Source organism: Rhodoferax sp. P2_H8_2 (assembly GCF_056403235.1).
Genome location: NZ_JBFUFW010000007.1, coordinates 36,452 through 55,700, shown reverse-complemented (window position 1 = coordinate 55,700; position 19,249 = coordinate 36,452). Strand labels below are relative to the sequence as shown.

General features: G+C 59.6%; 14 protein-coding genes and 1 riboswitch. Of the genes, 6 read left to right on the top strand and 8 right to left on the bottom strand.

Translation table 11 applies throughout. From position 1 onward, the window contains the following. Positions 1-7: 7 nt before the first annotated feature. From metF to ahcY, 3 genes are read right to left on the bottom strand one after another with little or no spacing between them, the layout of a single operon-like run. Entirely contained in the window at positions 8-847 is an 840-nt protein-coding gene (gene metF / locus AC1DV6_RS13325) for a methylenetetrahydrofolate reductase [NAD(P)H] (RefSeq protein WP_477978110.1), read from the bottom strand. A gap of 11 nt (positions 848-858) precedes the next feature. Beyond that, positions 859-1,731 carry a TlyA family RNA methyltransferase gene (locus AC1DV6_RS13320; protein WP_477978108.1) on the bottom strand — a complete coding sequence of 291 codons (873 nt, stop codon included), beginning with the start codon at positions 1,729-1,731 and terminating at the stop codon, positions 859-861. Between the two features lie 12 nt (positions 1,732-1,743). Continuing rightward, a complete protein-coding gene (ahcY, locus tag AC1DV6_RS13315; protein ID WP_477978106.1) occupies positions 1,744-3,192 on the bottom strand; it encodes an adenosylhomocysteinase in 1,449 nt (482 codons plus the stop codon). A 74-nt stretch (positions 3,193-3,266) separates the two neighbouring features. After that, positions 3,267-3,360: riboswitch (S-adenosyl-L-homocysteine riboswitch) on the bottom strand. Positions 3,361-3,441: 81 nt separating this feature from the next. On the opposite strand from ahcY, the gene AC1DV6_RS13310 reads away from it, so the two are divergent. The 5 genes from AC1DV6_RS13310 (at position 3,442) to AC1DV6_RS13290 (ending at position 8,559) form a co-directional block, all read left to right on the top strand. Next, a complete protein-coding gene (locus AC1DV6_RS13310) occupies positions 3,442-5,073 on the top strand; it encodes a peptide chain release factor 3 (protein ID WP_477978104.1) in 1,632 nt (543 codons plus the stop codon). A 52-nt stretch (positions 5,074-5,125) separates the two neighbouring features. Continuing rightward, on the top strand, positions 5,126-6,577 hold the full coding sequence (locus AC1DV6_RS13305) for a S41 family peptidase (protein ID WP_477978102.1): 1,452 nt from the start codon (positions 5,126-5,128) through the stop codon (positions 6,575-6,577). 15 nt (positions 6,578-6,592) lie between these two features. After that, positions 6,593-7,426, top strand: a complete 834-nt coding sequence (locus AC1DV6_RS13300) for an HAD family hydrolase (protein WP_477978100.1) — start codon at positions 6,593-6,595, stop codon at positions 7,424-7,426. Between the two features lie 80 nt (positions 7,427-7,506). Further along, positions 7,507-7,980, top strand: coding sequence for a hypothetical protein (locus AC1DV6_RS13295; protein WP_477978098.1), 474 nt, complete (start codon positions 7,507-7,509; stop codon positions 7,978-7,980). Between the two features lie 150 nt (positions 7,981-8,130). Beyond that, complete coding sequence (locus tag AC1DV6_RS13290; protein ID WP_477978096.1) at positions 8,131-8,559, top strand: hypothetical protein; 429 nt, start codon at positions 8,131-8,133, stop codon at positions 8,557-8,559. Positions 8,560-8,577: 18 nt separating this feature from the next. Here the strand turns inward: AC1DV6_RS13290 and AC1DV6_RS13285 are convergent, their stop codons facing one another. Next, positions 8,578-9,198 carry a LysE family translocator gene (locus AC1DV6_RS13285; RefSeq protein ID WP_477978094.1) on the bottom strand — a complete coding sequence of 207 codons (621 nt, stop codon included), beginning with the start codon at positions 9,196-9,198 and terminating at the stop codon, positions 8,578-8,580. A gap of 84 nt (positions 9,199-9,282) precedes the next feature. Here AC1DV6_RS13285 and AC1DV6_RS13280 point away from each other — a divergent pair, with 84 nt between their 5' ends. Further along, entirely contained in the window at positions 9,283-10,233 is a 951-nt protein-coding gene (locus AC1DV6_RS13280; protein ID WP_477978092.1) for a helix-turn-helix transcriptional regulator, read from the top strand. A 5-nt stretch (positions 10,234-10,238) separates the two neighbouring features. Here the strand turns inward: AC1DV6_RS13280 and uvrA are convergent, their stop codons facing one another. From uvrA to AC1DV6_RS13260, 4 genes are all read right to left on the bottom strand, one after another. Then, on the bottom strand, positions 10,239-16,526 hold the full coding sequence (uvrA, locus tag AC1DV6_RS13275) for an excinuclease ABC subunit UvrA (protein WP_477978090.1): 6,288 nt from the start codon (positions 16,524-16,526) through the stop codon (positions 10,239-10,241). 47 nt (positions 16,527-16,573) lie between these two features. After that, on the bottom strand, positions 16,574-17,059 hold the full coding sequence (locus AC1DV6_RS13270) for a hypothetical protein (protein WP_477978088.1): 486 nt from the start codon (positions 17,057-17,059) through the stop codon (positions 16,574-16,576). Between the two features lie 59 nt (positions 17,060-17,118). Next, entirely contained in the window at positions 17,119-17,307 is a 189-nt protein-coding gene (locus AC1DV6_RS13265) for a hypothetical protein (protein ID WP_477978086.1), read from the bottom strand. A gap of 95 nt (positions 17,308-17,402) precedes the next feature. Continuing rightward, positions 17,403-19,163, bottom strand: a complete 1,761-nt coding sequence (locus AC1DV6_RS13260) for an MFS transporter (protein WP_477978084.1) — start codon at positions 19,161-19,163, stop codon at positions 17,403-17,405. Positions 19,164-19,249: the final 86 nt, after the last annotated feature.

The following is a 19,249-nucleotide window of genomic DNA, read 5'->3' as shown; positions in this document are numbered from 1 at the left end:
ATGCCTGTTAACGCAAGTTCAAACGATCACACAGAGCCAGCGTCGCAGCACTCTGGTTCATCGTATAAAAGTGCAAGCCCGGCGCACCGCCGGCACGCAGTTGCTCACACAGATCCGTCACCACATCCAGTCCAAATGCCTTGATGGACGCGGTGTCGTCGCCAAAGCTTTGCAGGCGCAAACGAATCCAGCGGGGGATTTCTGCGCCGCAGGCGTCCGAGAAGCGCATCAGCTGGGTAGAGCTGCCGATCGGCATGATGCCAGGCACGACCGGAACCTGCAGACCCATCGCATCGACCTCTTCGACAAACTTGAAATACGCGTCTGCGTTGTAAAAGTATTGCGTGATCGCGGCATTTGCACCGGCGCGTACCTTGGCGGCGAAGGCTTGCAAATCGGATGCAGGAGACTTGGCTTGCGGATGCACCTCCGGATACGCCGCCACTTCGATATGGAATGCATCTCCGGTCTCTGCGCGAATGAACGCCACCAGATCACTGGCGTATTGGAACTCACCACCTGCCCCATAGCCACTGGGCAAATCACCGCGCAAAGCAACGAGGCGCTTCACGCCCATCGCCGTGAGTTGCGCCAGTTGGGCGCGCACCGTGACTTTGGTGGCGCCTACGCACGAGAAATGCGATGCAGCCGCGACGCCTTCGGCCAGAATTTCACTGACCGTATTGAACGTGCCATCCTGGGTCGAGCCACCCGCACCAAAAGTCACCGAGCAAAACTCAGGCTTCAGCGCGTACAACTGCTGGCGCGCAACGCGCAGCTTATCCGCCCCCTCCGGGGTTTTGGGCGGGAAGAACTCCAGGCTGACCGGGAAAGTAGTGTCCGTCATGGCAATGTGTCTTATGCAGCGGGCGCCGTATTGCGCGCGCAGATGAAAAATTCGCGGTTTCCGTCGCCGCCTTCGATGGGCGAGTCGAACCAATGCGTGACTTCCAGCCCCAGGTCTCTGCAAGCCGTGCGTACGCGCTCCTCGACCAATGCGTACATAGTGTCATCGCGCACGATGCCGCCCTTGCCCACCTGGCCGGGTTGCAACTCAAACTGCGGCTTGACCAGCGTCAACAAAATGCCGCCCGCCTTGAGCATGGGCACCACCGCTGGCAACACCAGCGTTTGCGAAATGAAGGCCAGGTCCGCGACGATCAGGTCAAACGGTGGTGCGAATTCAGCGGGCAGCTCAGTTGGCTCAACGTCCGCTGCTTCGTCTTCACCATCGTCTTCGTACCCGTCATTTTCCTCATCAAATTGGCCGTCAGCGCCCGTGCTACGTGCGTAAGCAGCTATCAAATCAGTAGCAGATAGAGTACGGGCATTGACGCTTTCCACACACAGCACACGCGCATCACCGCGCAAGCTGGGGTGCAACTGGGCACTGCCCACGTCCACGCCCACCACGGACTCGGCCCCGGCTTGCAGCAGGCAGTCGGTAAAACCGCCCGTGCTTTGCCCAACGTCCATGCAGCGCATTCCTTTCACCGAAAGGCCAACGTGCTTGAGCGCAGCTTCCAGCTTCAGACCACCCCGCGACACATAACGTGCCTCGGAGTCGTCCAAGAGCTGGATGGGTGCGTCTTCCGGAACCTCATCGCCATTTTTGGCGACCCGTTTCCACTCTTCTCCCTTGCGCCATTGCACGCCATCGGCGATCAGACGCTGGGCTTGGGAACGGGTGCTGGCCAGCCCGCGCTGAACCAGCAATTGGTCAATTCGCATGCAGTCCTTGGCTTAGTAGCGGTAGGTTTCTTTTTTGTACGGACCGGCCTTGGAGACGCCAATGTAGGCAGCCTGTTCGGTAGTCAGTTCCGTCAGCATCGCGCCGACCTTCTTCAGGTGCAAACGGGCCACCTTCTCGTCCAGGTGCTTGGGCAATACATAGACCTTGCCGACCTTGTATTCCTTGGGCTTGGTGAACAGTTCGATCTGGGCAATCGTCTGGTTCGCGAAGCTGGAGGACATCACAAAGCTTGGGTGGCCTGTACCGCAACCCAGGTTCACCAGGCGGCCCTTGGCCAGCAGGATGATGCGCTTCTCGGCCTTCTTGCCGCTCTTGGGGAAGATCACATGGTCGACTTGAGGCTTGATCTCTTCCCACTTGCACTTGGCCAGCGATGCGACATCGATTTCGTTGTCAAAGTGGCCGATGTTGCAGACGATAGCCTGGTCCTTCATCGCGTCCATGTGCTTGTAGGTGATGACGTTCTTGTTACCGGTGGTGGTCACGAAAATGTCGGCCTTGTCGGCAGCGTATTCCATGGTCACAACCTTGTAGCCTTCCATCGCGGCTTGCAATGCGTTGATCGGATCGATCTCCGTCACCCACACTTGGGCGGAGAGCGCGCGCAGTGCTTGGGCAGAACCCTTACCCACGTCGCCGTAGCCAGCCACCAGCGCGACCTTGCCAGCGATCATTACGTCGGTCGCACGCTTGATGCCGTCCACCAGCGATTCGCGGCAACCGTACAGGTTGTCGAACTTGCTCTTGGTCACCGAGTCGTTGACGTTGATGGCGCGCATCTTCAGGTCGCCCTTGCCGGCCATTTCCTCCAGGCGCATCACGCCGGTCGTAGTTTCCTCGGTCACGCCCATGATGTTTTTCAGGCGGCGGCTGTACCAAGTGGGGTCGACCTTCAACTTGGCCTTGATGCTGTTGAACAGGCAAATTTCTTCATGGCTACCGGGCTTGGCCAGAACCTTGATGTCCTTCTCGGCGCGGGCGCCCAAGTGCATCAGAAGCGTGGCATCACCGCCGTCGTCCAGGATCATGTTCGGACCTTCAGCTGCGGTGCCCTTTTTACCGCTGAATTCAAAAATGCGATGGGTGTAGTCCCAATAGTCTTCCAGCGTCTCGCCCTTGACGGCGAACACCGGCGTGCCAGTGGCGGCAATCGCGGCAGCGGCGTGGTCTTGTGTGGAGAAGATGTTGCACGAAGCCCAACGCACATCGGCGCCCAGGGCTTTCAGCGTTTCAATCAGCACGCCGGTCTGGATGGTCATGTGCAGCGAACCGGTGATGCGCGCGCCCTTCAGCGGCTGGCTCTTGGTGAACTCTTCGCGGATGGCCATCAGGCCGGGCATTTCGGTCTCGGCAATGGTCAGCTCTTTGCGGCCCCACTGCGCAAGGCTCAGGTCGGCAATTTTGTAATCTTGGTTTTTTACGGGCTTCAGTACGCTCATGGCTCACTCCAAAAGTAAATTTGAAAGCCACTGACAAGTACGGGAATCGGGGAAAAGGACTCACCGCACAGACCAGTGGGTGAGCGTGGTTGGTGCTTGAACTGATCAAATTCAATCAGCTTTCCGAGCCTCGCTCACTGGTCGTGAACTGCAACGCTCCTCGGAAAGCGATAATTCTAGCCTTTTCCAGAACTCTGCACCAGATCGCACGGCCACCAAAGGCCCGCGACGCCTGCATTCCATTTGCCCATGTCTTTCCTCGAAGAAACCCGTCGCCGCCGCACCTTTGCGATCATTTCCCACCCGGACGCCGGTAAAACCACGCTGACCGAAAAGCTGCTGCTGTTCTCGGGCGCGATCCAGATTGCCGGCTCGGTGAAGGCGCGCAAGGCCAGTCGCCATGCGACTTCCGACTGGATGGAAATCGAGAAGCAGCGCGGCATTTCGGTCGCGTCATCGGTAATGCAAATGGCTTACCGCGACCATGTGGTCAACCTGCTGGACACACCCGGCCACAAGGACTTTTCGGAAGACACCTACCGCGTGCTGACCGCGGTGGACTCGGCGCTGATGGTGATTGATGCAGCCAACGGTGTGGAAGCGCAAACCCGCCGCCTGATCGAAGTCTGCCGCCAACGCGATACACCCATCATCACCTTCGTCAACAAGATGGACCGCGAAGTGCGCGAGCCGTTGGACATCCTGGACGAGATCGAACGCGAACTGGGCATGCCCTGCGTACCGATGACTTGGCCGGTGGGTCAGGGCAAGGCCTTTGGAGGCATCATCAATTTGCGCACGCAGGCGATGACGGTGTTCGAGTCGGGCAGCGAACGCCGCCCGCAGGACTTTGACACCGTGCCGCTCAACGATTCGGATTCATTGGCCAAGCGCTTTGGCCATGAATGGACCAGCGCGATGGAAAGCATGGAGCTGGCCACCGGCGCTTCCCCCGCCTGGGACCATGAGGCCTTTCTGGCCGGCAAGCAAACACCCGTGTTCTTTGGCTCCGGCGTCAACAACTTTGGCGTGATGGAAGTGCTGGACGCGTTGGTGGACCTGGCGCCATCACCCGGCCCGCGCACCAGCTCCTTTGTTGTCAACAAACAGCCCGTGATCAAACAGGTGCAGCCCGATGACGAGTCGTTCAGCGGCGTGGTCTTCAAGGTGCAGGCCAACATGGACGCCAACCACCGCGACCGCATCGCCTTTGTGCGCATGGCCTCCGGCAAATACACCCCAGGCATGAAGCTCAAAGTGATGCGCACGGCTAAGGAGCTACGCCCCACGTCCGTCGTCACCTTCATGAGCCAGCGCCGTGAGGCGGTGGAAGAAGCCTACGCAGGCGATATCGTCGGCTTTACCACGCACGGCGGCGTGCAACTGGGCGACACGATTACCGACGGCAGCGTGAACCTGATGTACACCGGACTGCCCTTTTTCGCACCTGAAATGTTCATGACTGTGGTGCTGCGCAACCCTTTGCGCACCAAGCAGTTGCAGCAGGGCCTGGCCCAATTGGGCGAAGAAGGTGCGATCCAGGTGTTCCGCCCTGAGATGGGCGGCAACATGCTGTTGGGCGCCGTCGGTCAGCTGCAATTTGAAGTGGTGCAGCATCGATTGAAAGGCGAATACGACGCCGACATCCGCCTGGAAGGCTGCCAGTACACCGGCGCGCGATGGATCACGGCTGACACACCCAAGGAGTTGCAAGAGTTTGTAAATGCCTACCCGCAGCGCATGGCGCGCGACGCGGCGGACACGCTGGCTTACCTGTGCACCAGCCCCTACGACGTGCGCCTGGCGCAAGAACGCTTCCCCAAGATTCACTTCCATCCGCTGCGTGAGCACGCGGGTCTGGCGCTGCAAAACGCAGGATAAACTGCCCGCATTAAAAAGCATTCAATGCTTGATTTTGAAAGGGAGCTTTCTGATGCGCGTAATTTCTCACCGTATGCAGCGCAATGTTGCGTACAGCTTTGTGTCTCTGGTATTGGCAGCAGGCCTGGCCGCCTGCGGTGGCGGAGGCGGCGGTGGTAGCACTGCGGCCAGCAACACTGCGCCCCCTGCTCCGCCTCCAGCATCGGCGTATCCTGCATCCAACACGCTAGCCAATGTCTGCACCGTAGAAGGCGAAAAAAAATTCGTTCGCTCCTATCTGGATGAAAAGTACCTGTGGTACCGCGAGATACCCACCGTCGATGCATCGACCTATACCAAGGTCATCGACTATTTCAAGGCCTTGCTGGTCAAGACACCTGATCCAAATGGTCTGCCAAAGGACCAGTTCAGTTTTGCGATCGCCACAGCCGATGCCGATTCGCTGTCGACGGGCGTGAATGTGGGATACGGTATCGAGTGGGCCCTGGATTCCAAAGGCCTTCAGCGTGTGGCCCAAGTCATGCCGGGGTCGCCCGCCGCCGATGCGGGCATGGCACGCGGAGGCCACATGGCTGGGGTCATCAGCTACAACGTGAACAGCTGGTACCCCAATACGGCCGGCGCGTTTGTTCAGTTCAAATACAGCGATAAACCGGGCGCAAGCGAGCGCACGATTTACCTGGCAGCGCGCACCGTCCAGGACGAACCCGTCCCGCTCGCCAGCACCGTCACCAGCCCCGGCGGCAAACGTGCCGGATACATCGCATTCACAGCCCACGCCCAAGGCGCACAGGACAAACTGATCACTGCGGTGCGTTCGCTTCAGACCAATGGGATCAGCGAGCTGGTGCTGGACATGCGTTACAACTCCGGCGGCTATCTCTACATCGCCAGCACACTGGCTGCGATGGTTACCGGCACGCAGGCTGACGGAAAAGTTTTTGAGGCCTTGCGCTTCAATGACAAGCGAACGTCGGATACCGCAGACAACATCTACCGTATCGCCAACAAAGTGGAATACGCGGAATCCACCTATCCCGTCGGCTACACACTGCCGCGCCTGAATCTGAAGCGGGTTTATGTGCTGACGTCGGCAGACACCTGCTCGGCCAGCGAATCCGTGATCAATGCCTTGCGCGGCGTCGATGTGGACGTCGTGTTGATTGGTAAATCCACCTGCGGCAAACCATATGGCTTTACGCGCAAGAACAATTGCGCCCTGTCTTACTACCCGATTGAATTCCAGGGTACCAATCAAAAGGGCTTTGGTGACTACAGCGCGGGTTTTGCACCGACATGCTCCGGCACCGATGACTTGGACCACGCGCTCGGTCAAACGCAGGAAGGCATGCTGTTTTCGGCGCTTTACCATCTGGACCACGGAAGCTGCGAGCCAGTCGCTGTGCAGAGGCAGTCTCTGACCATCAGCCCTCCTTCCGGGTACAGCTCGCTGTCGATAGAGCGCCCGCAACGCGGCCGCCTGTTGCGACCCACCTCTCCCTGACCTCCTTCGCCACGCATGCAACCGCTGTCGTCCTGGCCCCTGCATGCGCGGCGCGGTTTGGTAGGCGTATTCACCGACATTGATGACACGCTGACCACCGGCGGCGCCATCACCGCCGATGCGCTGCAAGCCCTGGCGGACTTGAAGGCGGCGGGGCTCATCATCATTCCCATTACTGGGCGCCCCATCGGCTGGTGCGAACCGTTCATTGCGGGCGTTGGCGAAAAACCGTGGCCGGTCGATGCGATGGTGGCAGAGAACGGTGGCGTCGCTTTTGCAAGCAAAAAAGGCCCGCAAGCCGCACAGAATGTGCGTGAGCAGCTATCAAAACTATACCAACAGGATTCGGATACCCGAGCCCGCAACCAGGCCCGCATGCAGCAAATCGCAGCGCAAATAGTGGCTGAAGTGCCTGGCGTGGCGCTGTCACGCGATGGCGGTGGCCGTGAAACCGACCTCGCGTTCGACTACAACGAATTTGCCAAGCTGCCGCCCGAAACGGTGCGGCAGGTCGTGACCTTGCTGCAAGCTGCGGGCATGCACACCACCGTCAGCAGCATCCACATCCATGGCTGCTTTGGTGACTTCACCAAATGGACCGGGGCTTGCTGGATCGCGCGTGAGCTGTTCGGGCGCGATCTTGCGCTGGAACTGGACCAATGGGTTTTCATCGGCGACTCTGGCAACGACCAAGCCATGTTTGAGCATTTCACCCATAGCGTTGGCGTGGCCAATATCTCGCATTACGCTGCAAACATGCAGCACCTGCCCCGCTACATCACACCGAGCGCACGAGGCACCGGGTTTGCCGAAATGGCGCATCGCATTCTGGAATCGCGTACCGCGTAAACGCTTGTAAGCAAAGGTAGGCGTGTCGTCGCGGCCTCACCCCAGCACGTTAAATAGCCTCTTACTGTTGGAGGTACTCCATGAAAAAGCTAATCGTTCTCGCTCTCGCCGCCTGTGCTCTGGCTCCTGCGTTCGCACAGACTTCGGTCGGTGTTTCCATCGGCGTCAACCAGCCAGGGATCTATGGCCGCATCAATATCGGCGACTTCCCACAGCCCCGTTTTATCAATGCGCAACCCGTCTTGATATCTCGCCCTGTGCACTATGTGCAGCAGCAACCCGCTTATTTGTACGTGCCACCAGGCCATCAGAGGAATTGGGGTCACTATTGCGGCCGTTACAACGCATGCGGCCAACCGGTCTACTTTGTCCGCGAAGACTGGGTTCGGGAGCGCTATGAATACCGCCGCCAGCATGACCGCTACGACAACCACGAACGCTGGGACCATGGACGTGGGCACGGCAATGGCAACGGAAATGGTCATGGCCGCGACCATGATCGGGGACGTGGCGACGACAGGCACGACCGCGACCATCGCGGCGGTCGTGACTAAAAACAAGGTGCTGACTTAACTCCAAGCCGTCGCTGCGTTGCGCAGCGCGCAGCCCATCGCACGTCCCAAAACGCTTGTAACGAAAAGTAGGCGTGTCATCTAGGCGTATCCTTGGGACGTTGAATGGTCTCTAACCGTGAAAGGTATCTCATGAAACGCCTCGCAATTCTTGCCCTCGCCGCCAGCGCTTTGGCCCCCGCCTTTGCGCAAACGTCGGTCGGCGTATCCATCGGGATCAATCAACCCGGTGTGTATGGCCAAATCGATATTGGCAATTTCCCCCAACCCCGCTTTATCAACGCGCAACCGATTCTGATCGCACGCCCGGTTCATTATGTGGAGCAACCGCCCATGTATCTGTACGTGCCACCAGGCCACCAGAAGAACTGGAGCAAGCACTGTGGGCGCTACAACGCATGTGGTCGGCCGGTCTATTTCGTTCGCGAAGACTGGGTGCGTGAGCGCTACGAAGACCACCGCCGCCATGACGGCCATGGTGACCGTGATGATGACCGCGGTAACGGCAAAGGTAAAGGCCATGGCAAAGACAAACACGGCAAAGGCCACGATCGCGACTAAGTCGACCAGCGCGCTGGCTTAACTCCAGGCCAGCGCAGCGGTCAACACCGCACAGCCCATCAGCAGCAATCCCATGGCACGCATCATCGCGGCCTGGGATTTTTGTATCCAAGCGCGCACGCGCAATGCCAGACTCGCCACCGCCCCATACACCGCGACCTGCGTCGCAACGGTGATTAAACACAACGCCAACGTACGCGCGGGCAATGCTGCCGCATCGTGCGGAATGAACGCCGGGAACAGCGCAAACGTAAACGCATAGGCCTTGGGATTCAACAGACAGGTTGTCACCGCGCGGCGATAAATGGCGCGACTGGAGGTGGCGACTGTCTGCTCCTGTTGCGGCGACGCAGCCGCATCAGCGCTGCGAAAAATGCCCCAACCTACCCAGAGCAGGTACAGCGTGCCCAAAAGCAGCATCACGCGAAACAGCGGCGGAAACGCCACCATCAACGCCGCCATGCCGGTGGCACCGACCACCACGTGAATCGCCCCGCCACTGGCAATACCCAACACCGAAGCCACCGCACCGCGCCGCCCGGCGCTGACGCTGCTGGCCAGCACATAGGCCATGTCCATGCCTGGCAACACGATGACGGCGAATACCGCCAGGAAATAAAGCCAAAGATCTAATCCCATGTTTGCCCCCGCGTTTTGAAAGATGGCGCAGTGTAGATTTGATATAGGTCTAAATTGGTCCTATATCGATCTATGATGATCGCCATGGACAAACCCCTGCAACGCGTGTTGGCTGCATTGGAATTGCTACAAGCGCACGCTAGCCTGACAAGCGCCGAGTTGGCAGAGCGGCTGGATGTGGAGCGCCGCACGGTGCGCCGCTATATCGTGGAGCTGGAGAAGTTTGGCGTGCCGATCCGCGCAACGCGCGGGCGCGATGGCCACTACGCGTTGATGCCCGGTTACAAACTGCCACCCTTGATGTTCTCCAACGACGAATCGCTGGCGCTGTCTGTGGGTCTGCGCGTTGCGCGTGAGCTGGGATTGAGCGGCATGACGCCCGCCGTGGCCAGCGCCCAGGCCAAGCTGGACCGGGTCATGCCCAAGTCGGTTAGCCGCAAAGTCGGCGACCTGAACACCGTGGTCACGCTGGATCTGGCGCGTCCGCAGGCAGAGGGCAATGGCAGCGAATTTTTCGCCGAGATCAGCCAGTGCGCCAGCACAGCCCGGCGCCTGCAGATGACGTACAGCGCGCTGGATGGCCGCACCACCGTGCGCGAACTCGATGCCTATGGTCTGGGCTATTTGTATGGCGCCTGGTATGTGGTGGGGTATTGCCACACGCGGCGCGCGCTGCGCTCGTTCCGTCTGGACCGGGTGCAGGCCGTGCAGGCGCTGCCCAAGTCATTTGGTCGACCCGACAATTTCGATGTCTTGCAGTATTTGCGCGAATCCATCGCGGCCCTGCCGCGCAAGCACACCGTGGCCGTGCGGTTCGATGCGGAGTTGCAAGCGGTGCGGCGCGCCATGCCACCCAGCGTAGGCAAACTGACCGCGCAGAAGAACGGCATACGACTCGATGCGCAAATGGACGACCTGCATTCATTTGCGCGTGACCTCGCAGGCCTGGGCCTGCCATTCGAAATCCTGCAACCGCCCGCGCTGAAGACAGCGCTTAAGCAGCACCTGCAAAAGCTATTGCAGGTGCACGGCTGAGCCCGTCAACGCGCCAGCACCGCCTCCAGCGCCTTGCCGGTGTGCGTCCCCAGGCGCACCACATTTTCCGGCGTGGCGGCAGCGACGACACGGCCACCTCCATTCCCGCCCTCAGGGCCCAGGTCCAGCACCCAGTCGGCTTCGGCGATCACGTCGAGGTCGTGCTCAATAACGACCACACTATGGCCCGCATTTACAAGGCGATGAAGCACATGAATCAGCTTTTCCACATCCGCCATATGCAGGCCTACCGTGGGTTCGTCCAGCACATACAGCGTATGCGGCGCCTTCTGGCCGCGCTTGCCGATGTCATCGCGCACCTTGCTGAGTTCCGTCACCAACTTGATGCGCTGCGCTTCGCCACCGGACAGTGTCGGTGATGGCTGACCCAGCGTGAGATAGCCCAGGCCCACATCTTTCAGTAGTTGCAGCGGATGCGCGATAACGGGCATCGCTGCGAAGAAGTCGACCGCTTCGTCCACTTCCATCTGCAGAACGTCGCCAATGTTTTTGCCACGCCAGGTGACGGCCTGAGTCTCGGGGTTGAAACGCGCACCCTTGCAGGTTTCGCACAAGACTTTCACATCGGGCAAAAAGCTCATGCCGATGGTGCGGATACCCTGCCCTTCGCAACCCGGGCAACGGCCTTCGCCGGTGTTGAAGCTGAACCGATTCGCAGCGTAACCACGCGCCTTGGCTTCCAGTGTGTCGGCAAACAGTTTGCGGATGGTGTCCCAGAAGCCGATGTAGGTTGCGGGGCAAGAGCGTGGTGTTTTTCCAATAGGCGTTTGGTCCACTTCCAGCACACGGTCCACAGTCTCAAAACCGGCAACGCCTTCGCAGCCGGTCCACTGGATTTTCTCTCCAGCGTCCAATGCGTCTCGGCCTGCTTTGGTGCTGCGTTTCTGAACTGCGGTTTGCACATTGGCGAGCAGTACATCTCTTGCGATAGTGGACTTACCAGAACCGCTGACGCCGGTGATGGCTACCAGGCGTTTCAGCGGCACATGCGCTGTCACGTTTTGCAGGTTGTGCATGCTGGCACCTGATACCGTCAGCCAGTCGATGTTGGCTGTGCTCGCATCGGGTAGCCCAGGGGCAGGCGCCTCGTGCATTCTCTGCGCGACTGCAATGTCGGCGCCCACCCCTGGGCTACCCGATGCTGCGACCGAGAGTTTTGCGAGCGAACGGTCCGCTAGGGCTGCGTATTCGGCGGCTACGCGGGTGCGCTCAACGAGCTCTGCGTTTGCGTTCGCACTCATTGCTGCCGTCGCGGCGGCAGCCGCGGCTTTAGCCGCTTTCGCACTTAGCTTCTTCGGCGGCTTGGCACCTACATCCGCGGGGGATGCCGATGCGCCGGACGCCGACTTTGCAATCGCGAAGCGAGTGTACGAGGCGTCTGGCGCATCGGCATCCTCCGCAGCGAAGGCAACAACCCCGCGACGAATGGCCAAAGGATGCTTCATCGCATGCAACAAATACCGCCCAGTCTGTGAGTCAGCCGCGTTCTGCACATCCGCCACAGACCCCTGCGCCACCAACCGTCCGCCGCGCTTGCCCGCGCTCGGCCCAATATCAATGATGTGGTCTGCATAGCGAATCGTGTCTTCGTCGTGCTCCACCACCACCAGCGTATTGCCTTTGTCGCTCAAGGATTGCAACGCGCCCAACAAAATCTTGTTGTCCCGCGCATGCAGTCCGATGGTGGGTTCGTCCAGCACGTAACAGACGCCCTGCAGATTGCTCCCCAACTGCGCAGCCAATCGGATGCGCTGCGCCTCGCCACCCGACAGCGTAGGCGCGCCGCGATCCAGCGTCAGGTAGCCTAGCCCCACTTCCTCCAGAAACTCCAGACGACTACGAATCTCGGGAATCAAGTCACGCGCGATATCACCTTCACGTGTTGTCAAACCACCTGCGACTTGCAGTGTCTGTACCCACTTGCGCACATCAGTCACTGAGAGTCGCGCAATGTCGGTGATGCCCACGCCAGCGAACTGCACCGCACGTGCCGTCGCATTCAACCGCGTACCTTGGCATGTAGGGCAAGTTGCGTCGTGCAGGTCTTCAATATCGGCTTCAGCAAAGGTCTGCTCGCGACCTTTGTTGTCATCGTCCTTGACCGAATCGTCAAACACCTTGCGCTGGTCTTTGGTCAACGCAACACCAGTGCCCACGCAATCCGGGCACCAGCCGTGCTTGCTGTTGTACGAAAAAAGTCGCGGGTCCAGCTCGGCGTACGAGGTGGAACAAATCGGGCAGGCGCGCTTGGTGGAGAACACCTGCACTTTGCCAATGCCCGCTGCGGTATTGCCTGCCAGCATTGCTTCGCGCAAACCGTCCATGCCACTGAGCACATGCACTATGCCCTTTCCGTGCGTCAACGCCAGTGCCAACGCTTCGCGCAACGCGGTCTCACGCGCGGGGCTCACATCGAGGCTCGCCACCGGCAATTCGATGTTGTGCTCCTTGAACCGGTCAATACGCGGGAAACCGGTGGTCGGCAGGAAATTGCCGTCCACACGCAAGTGCGTAAAGCCGCGCGGTCGCGCCCAATCGGCCAGCTCGGTATAGACACCTTTGCGACCCGACACCAGCGGCGCCAACAGGCCAATGTGTTGCCCGCGGTAGGTCTTCAGCAACTGCGCCGCAATGCTGTCCGCCGTCTGCGGCGCAACCGCTGCCCCATCGTTCACACAATGCTGCGTACCCAGCTTGACATACAACAAGCGCAAGAAGTGCCAGACCTCGGTAGTAGTACCCACCGTGGACTTGCGCCCACCACGCGACAAGCGCTGCTCAATAGCCACAGTCGGTGGAATGCCATACACAGCATCCACCTCAGGCCGCCCAGCGGGCTGCACGATTGAGCGCGCATAGGCGTTCAGTGATTCGAGATAACGCCGTTGCCCTTCGTTAAACAAAATGTCGAACGCCAGAGTCGACTTTCCAGAACCAGACACACCAGTAACGACGCTGAATTTTCCACGCGGAATATCAACGGAAAGCGACTTCAGGTTGTGCTCTTTGGCATTAACGATGCGAATGGAATTAGATGCATCGCTCACAACACCACCCGCCGGGGTTGGGGTTGCGCGCTGTGCCGACTTTGCAGTCGCGGAGCGAATGTACGAGGCACGGGGCGCAACCCCATCCTCGGCAGCGATAGAAAGGTATTTGGCACTGGGCTCAGCAACCTCGTGAACAACCCCCATGGCCGCTGCATACTCCCGCAACGCCTGCCCGGTGTGCGACGAAGCATGCAACATCACATCCTCCGGCGTGCCATACGCCACCACCTCGCCACCCGCATCACCGCCCTCTGGCCCCAAATCGATCAGCCAGTCAGAAGCTCGAATTACGTCCAGGTTGTGCTCAATCACCACCAGCGAATGCCCCGCATCCAGCAACTTGCGCAATGCGCGCATCAGCTTGGCGATGTCGTCAAAGTGCAGTCCGGTCGTCGGCTCGTCCAGCATGAACAGCGAACCGCGTTTGGCCAGGAACTGCGCACTCGCACTCTTTCCCTTGGCCGCCTCGGCCAGAAAACCCGCCAGTTTGAGACGCTGGGCTTCGCCGCCCGACAGCGTGGGCACAGGCTGGCCCAGCTTCACGTACTCCAGCCCCACATCCACGATAGGCTGCAACACGCGAATCACATCGCGGTCGGCACTGAACAGATCGGCCGCCTCGCTGACGGTCAGGTCCAGCACATCGGCCACATTGACGTTGCGCCCTTTGCGCTCAATGGTCACTTCCAGAATCTCGGGCCGGTAGCGCTTGCCATCGCAATCGGCGCAGCGCAAATACACGTCGCTCAGGAACTGCATCTCGACGTGCTCGAAGCCCGAACCACCGCACAGCGCGCAACGGCCATCGCCGCTGTTAAAGCTGAACTTGCTGGCCGTGTAACTGCGCTCGCGCGCCAGTGACGCACCGGCAAACAATTCGCGGATCGCATCCCACGCGCCCACATAGCTCACCGGGTTGGAGCGCGCCGTCTTGCCAATCGGCGACTGGTCCACAAACACCACTTCGCTGAGTTGCTCGGCACCCAGCAGACGTGCGTGCGCACCAGGCGTCTCCGTCGCCTTGCCAAAGTGGCGCAGCAATGCAGGCGCCAGCACATCCTGAATCAGCGTGGATTTGCCGGAGCCGGACACTCCGGTCACACACACCAGACGCTGCAACGGGATCTCTACCGTCACGTTTTTCAGGTTGTGCTCGGTCGCACCTTCCAGCACCAGGCGCGGCGTGTTGGCGGCCACCATGCGCTTGAATCCCATGCCCACCTGCTTGCGCCCACCGAGGTAGGCGCCGGTCATCGTGTCTGAAGTCTTGAGGTCGTCGGTTGTGCCATCAAACACAATCTGCCCGCCCTTCTCGCCGGGGCCGGGACCCATGTCGATCATGCGGTCGGCTGCCAGCATCACCGCCGGGTCGTGCTCCACCACCACCAGCGTATTGCCCGCATCGCGCAGGCGCTGCATCGCCACGATGATGCGGTGCATGTCGCGCGGGTGCAGACCGATGCTGGGCTCGTCCAGCACGAAAAGCGTATTGACCAGCGAAGTGCCAAGTGCGGTGGTCAGATTGATGCGTTGCACTTCACCGCCACTGAGCGTGCGACTCTGACGATCCAGCGTCAGGTAGCCGATGCCCACGTCGCACAAATACTTGAGTCGGGTGCAGACTTCTTCAAACAGCAGCTTCAATGTCTTCGCGTCGGCTTCCGAGCCTTGGGACACATTCAGTCCCACTTGCAGTGAATCGAAGAACCGTCGCAGTTTGTCGAGCGGCATCAGCATCATGTCGTGCAGACACAGCCCTGGCAAAGCTTCCAATTGTGCGCGCGTCCACTGCACACCTTGCGGCATAAAACGCTTGGCTGGAGCCAGCACTGCATCCGCCTGCTCCTTGGTCCCAATGCGCCACAGCAAACTCTCGGTCTTCAGGCGCGCACCACCGCAGGTGCCACATGGCGTATAGCTGCGGTACTTGGATAAGAGCACGCGAATGTGCATCTTGTAGGCCTTGCTCTCCAGGTACTCGAAGAAGCGGTCGACGCCGAACCAGTGCTGATTCCACTTGCCGTTCCAGTTAGGCGAACCCTTGTAGACCCAGTTTTTCTGCTCCTCGGTCAGCTTGTACCAAGGCGTGTCGCGCGGGATGCCCGCAGCTTCAGCGTGGCGCATCAGGTCGTCCTGGCACTCCTGCCAGGCGGGCGTCTGCATAGGCTTGACCGCACCGGCGCGCAGTGTGAGTTTGTCGTTGGGAATGACCAAGCCGTAGTCCACCCCGACCACACGGCCAAAACCCCGACAGACCTCACAAGCGCCAACCGCGGAATTGAACGAGAACATCGACGCAATCGGGTCTGCGTAGCGAATGTCGCTTTGCGGGCAGTGCAGGCCGGTGGAGAAACGCCATAACGTAGGCCCGGCCGTTGCTATCGTTTCAGGAGCTGCTTGCGCACGTTCTGCGGGCTCTGCAGCCTCATTTAATACATAAACATTGAGGCGGCCGCTGCCCCTCTTCAACGCCAGCTCGATCGCTTCGAGCACGCGGGCTTTGTCTGCGGTGGTGATGCGGAAGCGATCGGCGACGACGTCCAGCACTTTGCGTCGGGTAGCACCGGTTCCTTTGGAGGCCGCACCGGGCTTCGCTTTGGACTTCTTGTCTGCGGCTTTGGTTTTTGCTGCATCGGACTCCTCTCCCAATACAACCTCTACTTCGCGCTCGGCATGGATACGGGTGAAGCCGCTGGCGCTCAACCACTGCGTGACTTCATCGGCAGTCGTGTCTGCAGGAAGTTCTACGGGGAAGGTCAGCACCACGCGTGGATCATTCTCGGCTGCGGCCCTGCGCACCAGCTCCGTGTAAATCGTCTCTGGCGTGTCGTGCTGTACCGGCAACGCAGTCTGCTTGTCAAATAAATTACCAGCACGCGAGAACAAAAGCTTCAGATGGTCGTTCAACTCCGTCATCGTGCCGACGGTGGAGCGGCTGGAGCGTACCGGGTTGGTCTGGTCGATAGCGATAGCAGGAGGGACTCCCTCCACCTTGTCGACCGCCGGTTTGTCCATCCGGTCCAGAAACTGGCGCGCGTAGGCCGAGAACGTTTCCACGTAGCGCCGCTGGCCTTCGGCGTACAGCGTGTCGAACACCAGACTGGATTTGCCCGAGCCACTGGGGCCGGTCACCACGGTCAGTTCACCGGTGCGAATGTCCAGGTCAAGGTTCTTGAGATTGTGCTGACGCGCCCCGCGAATGCGGATGGTGCCCTGGGACATAAGTGAATGCTCTCTAGGTGGGGGAGAGACATTCTAGGCAGTCTTGATTACCCTTTGAGTATGCGTTCCAATTCCTGACAGGACTTGGTGCCTACGGCTTCCTGGATCTTTGGCAACAACGCCAGCAAATCGTCGTAGCCGCTTGCCCGCTCAACCGCCATATTCAGGCGAACGCCAAACAGACCCTTGCTGGCGGTGAGCTTCGTTGCCAACGGCATGGCTAGCGCGTAGCGTTCCTGATGGCTCAGATGGCTGAAGGTCGCAGACGGTGCAGCGCTTTCTGGTGCGGCAGCAGGCTGGGTAGCTGTGGGTGTGGGTGCTACGACAACGTCCGCTACCAGACTTAGAAAGCCCTGCGCCAGCATGTGATCAACGTCCGCCTGGTTGGTACCCATACCCGATGTTGAAGCCAGCACCTGCTCCACGGTCTTCTGCCCGTCGAACAAAATGAAGATGGAACGCTGACGCGCGGAGAAGAGCGCAGAGCGCTCCTTGAACGCCGTCTGGCCCAATGCTGTCTTTATAAGTTGCATCGGGCCATTTTAGGACTGGCGGTTTGCATCAGCAAGGAATCATTGGACAAAAGGTCCGGTTACTTCGCAACACTGCTCGCAGCAGAGGCAGCGGGCGCAGGCGCAGTCGTCGACGCGGCACTAGCGGGTGTCTCCGCGTGCGTGGCATCCCCGTGTTTCTCGCCGCTCAGGTCAATGTCACCACCTTTGCTCAAAACAAAGATCGCCAGTGCGCCGAAAACGAGAAAGCCCACAACAATTTTCCACATACAAATTCTTTCAAAAAAAAGGCCCTCACAAGGAGAGCCCGGAAATTGCCCCAGCCACTCAGGCCGGGGCGTCAACTCACTTACAAGATGCGCGATCAGTCGTTGGCGTAGATGTCAACGTCCTTGGTTTCCTTGACGAACAAGGTGCCAATCACCAGCGTCATTGCCGCAATGATGATCGGGTACCACAGGCCGTTGTACATATTGCCGGTCTGCGCAACGATGGCGAAGGCCGTGGTGGGCAGCAGGCCGCCGAACCAGCCATTGCCGATGTGGTACGGCAGGCTCATCGATGTGTAGCGGATGCGGGTTGGGAACATTTCCACCAGCATCGCTGCAATCGGGCCGTACACCATGGTCACCAGAATCACCAGATAGGTCAGGATCGCAGCCACTGTGACTTTGTCAAACTTGGCCATATCCGCCTTGGCAGGATAGTTGGCGGCCTTCAACGCTGCAGTCAGACTGTTGCCAAACAAGGTGGTGCCAGCTGTCTTTTCGTTGGCCAGGTCTTTCACAGCCTTGGTTGCGCCTTCGATAGCCTTGGGGTCTTGCGGCTGTGCGGCTGTCAGTTCAGCCAGCTTGGCTTCGGCTTTGGCCTTGGCAGCAGCAATATCTTCCGGCGTGTACTTCACTTGCACCACGGTTTCACCCACATGGATCGTGGCCGGTGTGCCAGCAGGGGCTACGATGTTGTCGTAGCTGACCGAGGCATTTGCCAGACGCTGCTTGGCTATGTCGCAGGAGCTGGTGAACTTCTTGGTGCCGGTCGGGTTGAACTGGAACGAGCATTCGGCCGGATCGGCAGTGACCGTCACCTTGTTAGCTTGCTGTGCAGCATGCAGGTCCGGATTTGCAGCCTTGGTCAGCGCCGTGAACACTGGGAAGTAAGTCAGCACGGCCAACAGGCAACCAGCCATGATGATGGGCTTGCGGCCAATCTTGTCAGACCATGCACCGAAGATCACGAAGAACGGTGTGCCGATCAGCAGCGAAATCGCAACCATGATGTTGGCAGTCGGTCCGTCGACCTTCAGCGTTTGCGTCAGGAAGAACAGCGCATAGAACTGACCGGAGTACCAGACCACGGCTTGACCGGCGGTCAGGCCCACCAGTGCCAGGATCACGATCTTCAGGTTTTTCCACTGGCCGAAAGACTCGGACAAAGGCGCCTTGGAGGTCTTGCCTTCAGCCTTCATCTTTGCAAAAGCAGGAGACTCGTTCATCGACAAGCGGATGTACACCGACACGCCCAACAACAGGATGGACACCAGGAACGGAATGCGCCAGCCCCAGTCACCGAATTCTGCCTCGCCCATCGCGGTGCGGGTCACCAGAATCACGATCAGGCTGAGCATCAGCCCCAACGTGGCCGTGGTCTGAATCCAGGAGGTGTAGAAGCCGCGTTTACCCATGGGCGCGTGCTCGGCCACATAGGTCGCTGCACCGCCGTACTCACCGCCCAGCGCCAGGCCTTGCAGCATGCGCAATGCGATCAGGATCACCGGTGCCGCCACGCCAATGCTGGCGTAGTTCGGCAAGATGCCCACGATGAACGTGGACAAGCCCATGATCAGAATGGTCACCAGGAAGGTGTACTTGCGGCCGATCATGTCGCCCAAACGGCCAAACACCAGCGCGCCAAACGGACGCACGATGAAGCCCGCAGCAAACGCCAGCAAGGCAAAGATGAAGGCAGAGCCTTCGTCCAGACCGGAGAAGAACTGCTTGGCAATGATGGCTGCCAAAGAACCGTAGAGGTAGAAGTCGTACCACTCAAAAACGGTACCGAGCGAGGAAGCGAAGATAACTTTCTTCTCTTCCGCCGACATCGGCCGGGGTGTCGCAGTTGCCATTGTGTGTCTCCAGGATGTTATGAAGCCTTCGACGTGAAGGCCTGCCGGTATTCTTGGAGCAAGCACTGACCCCGCTCTGACGCGAA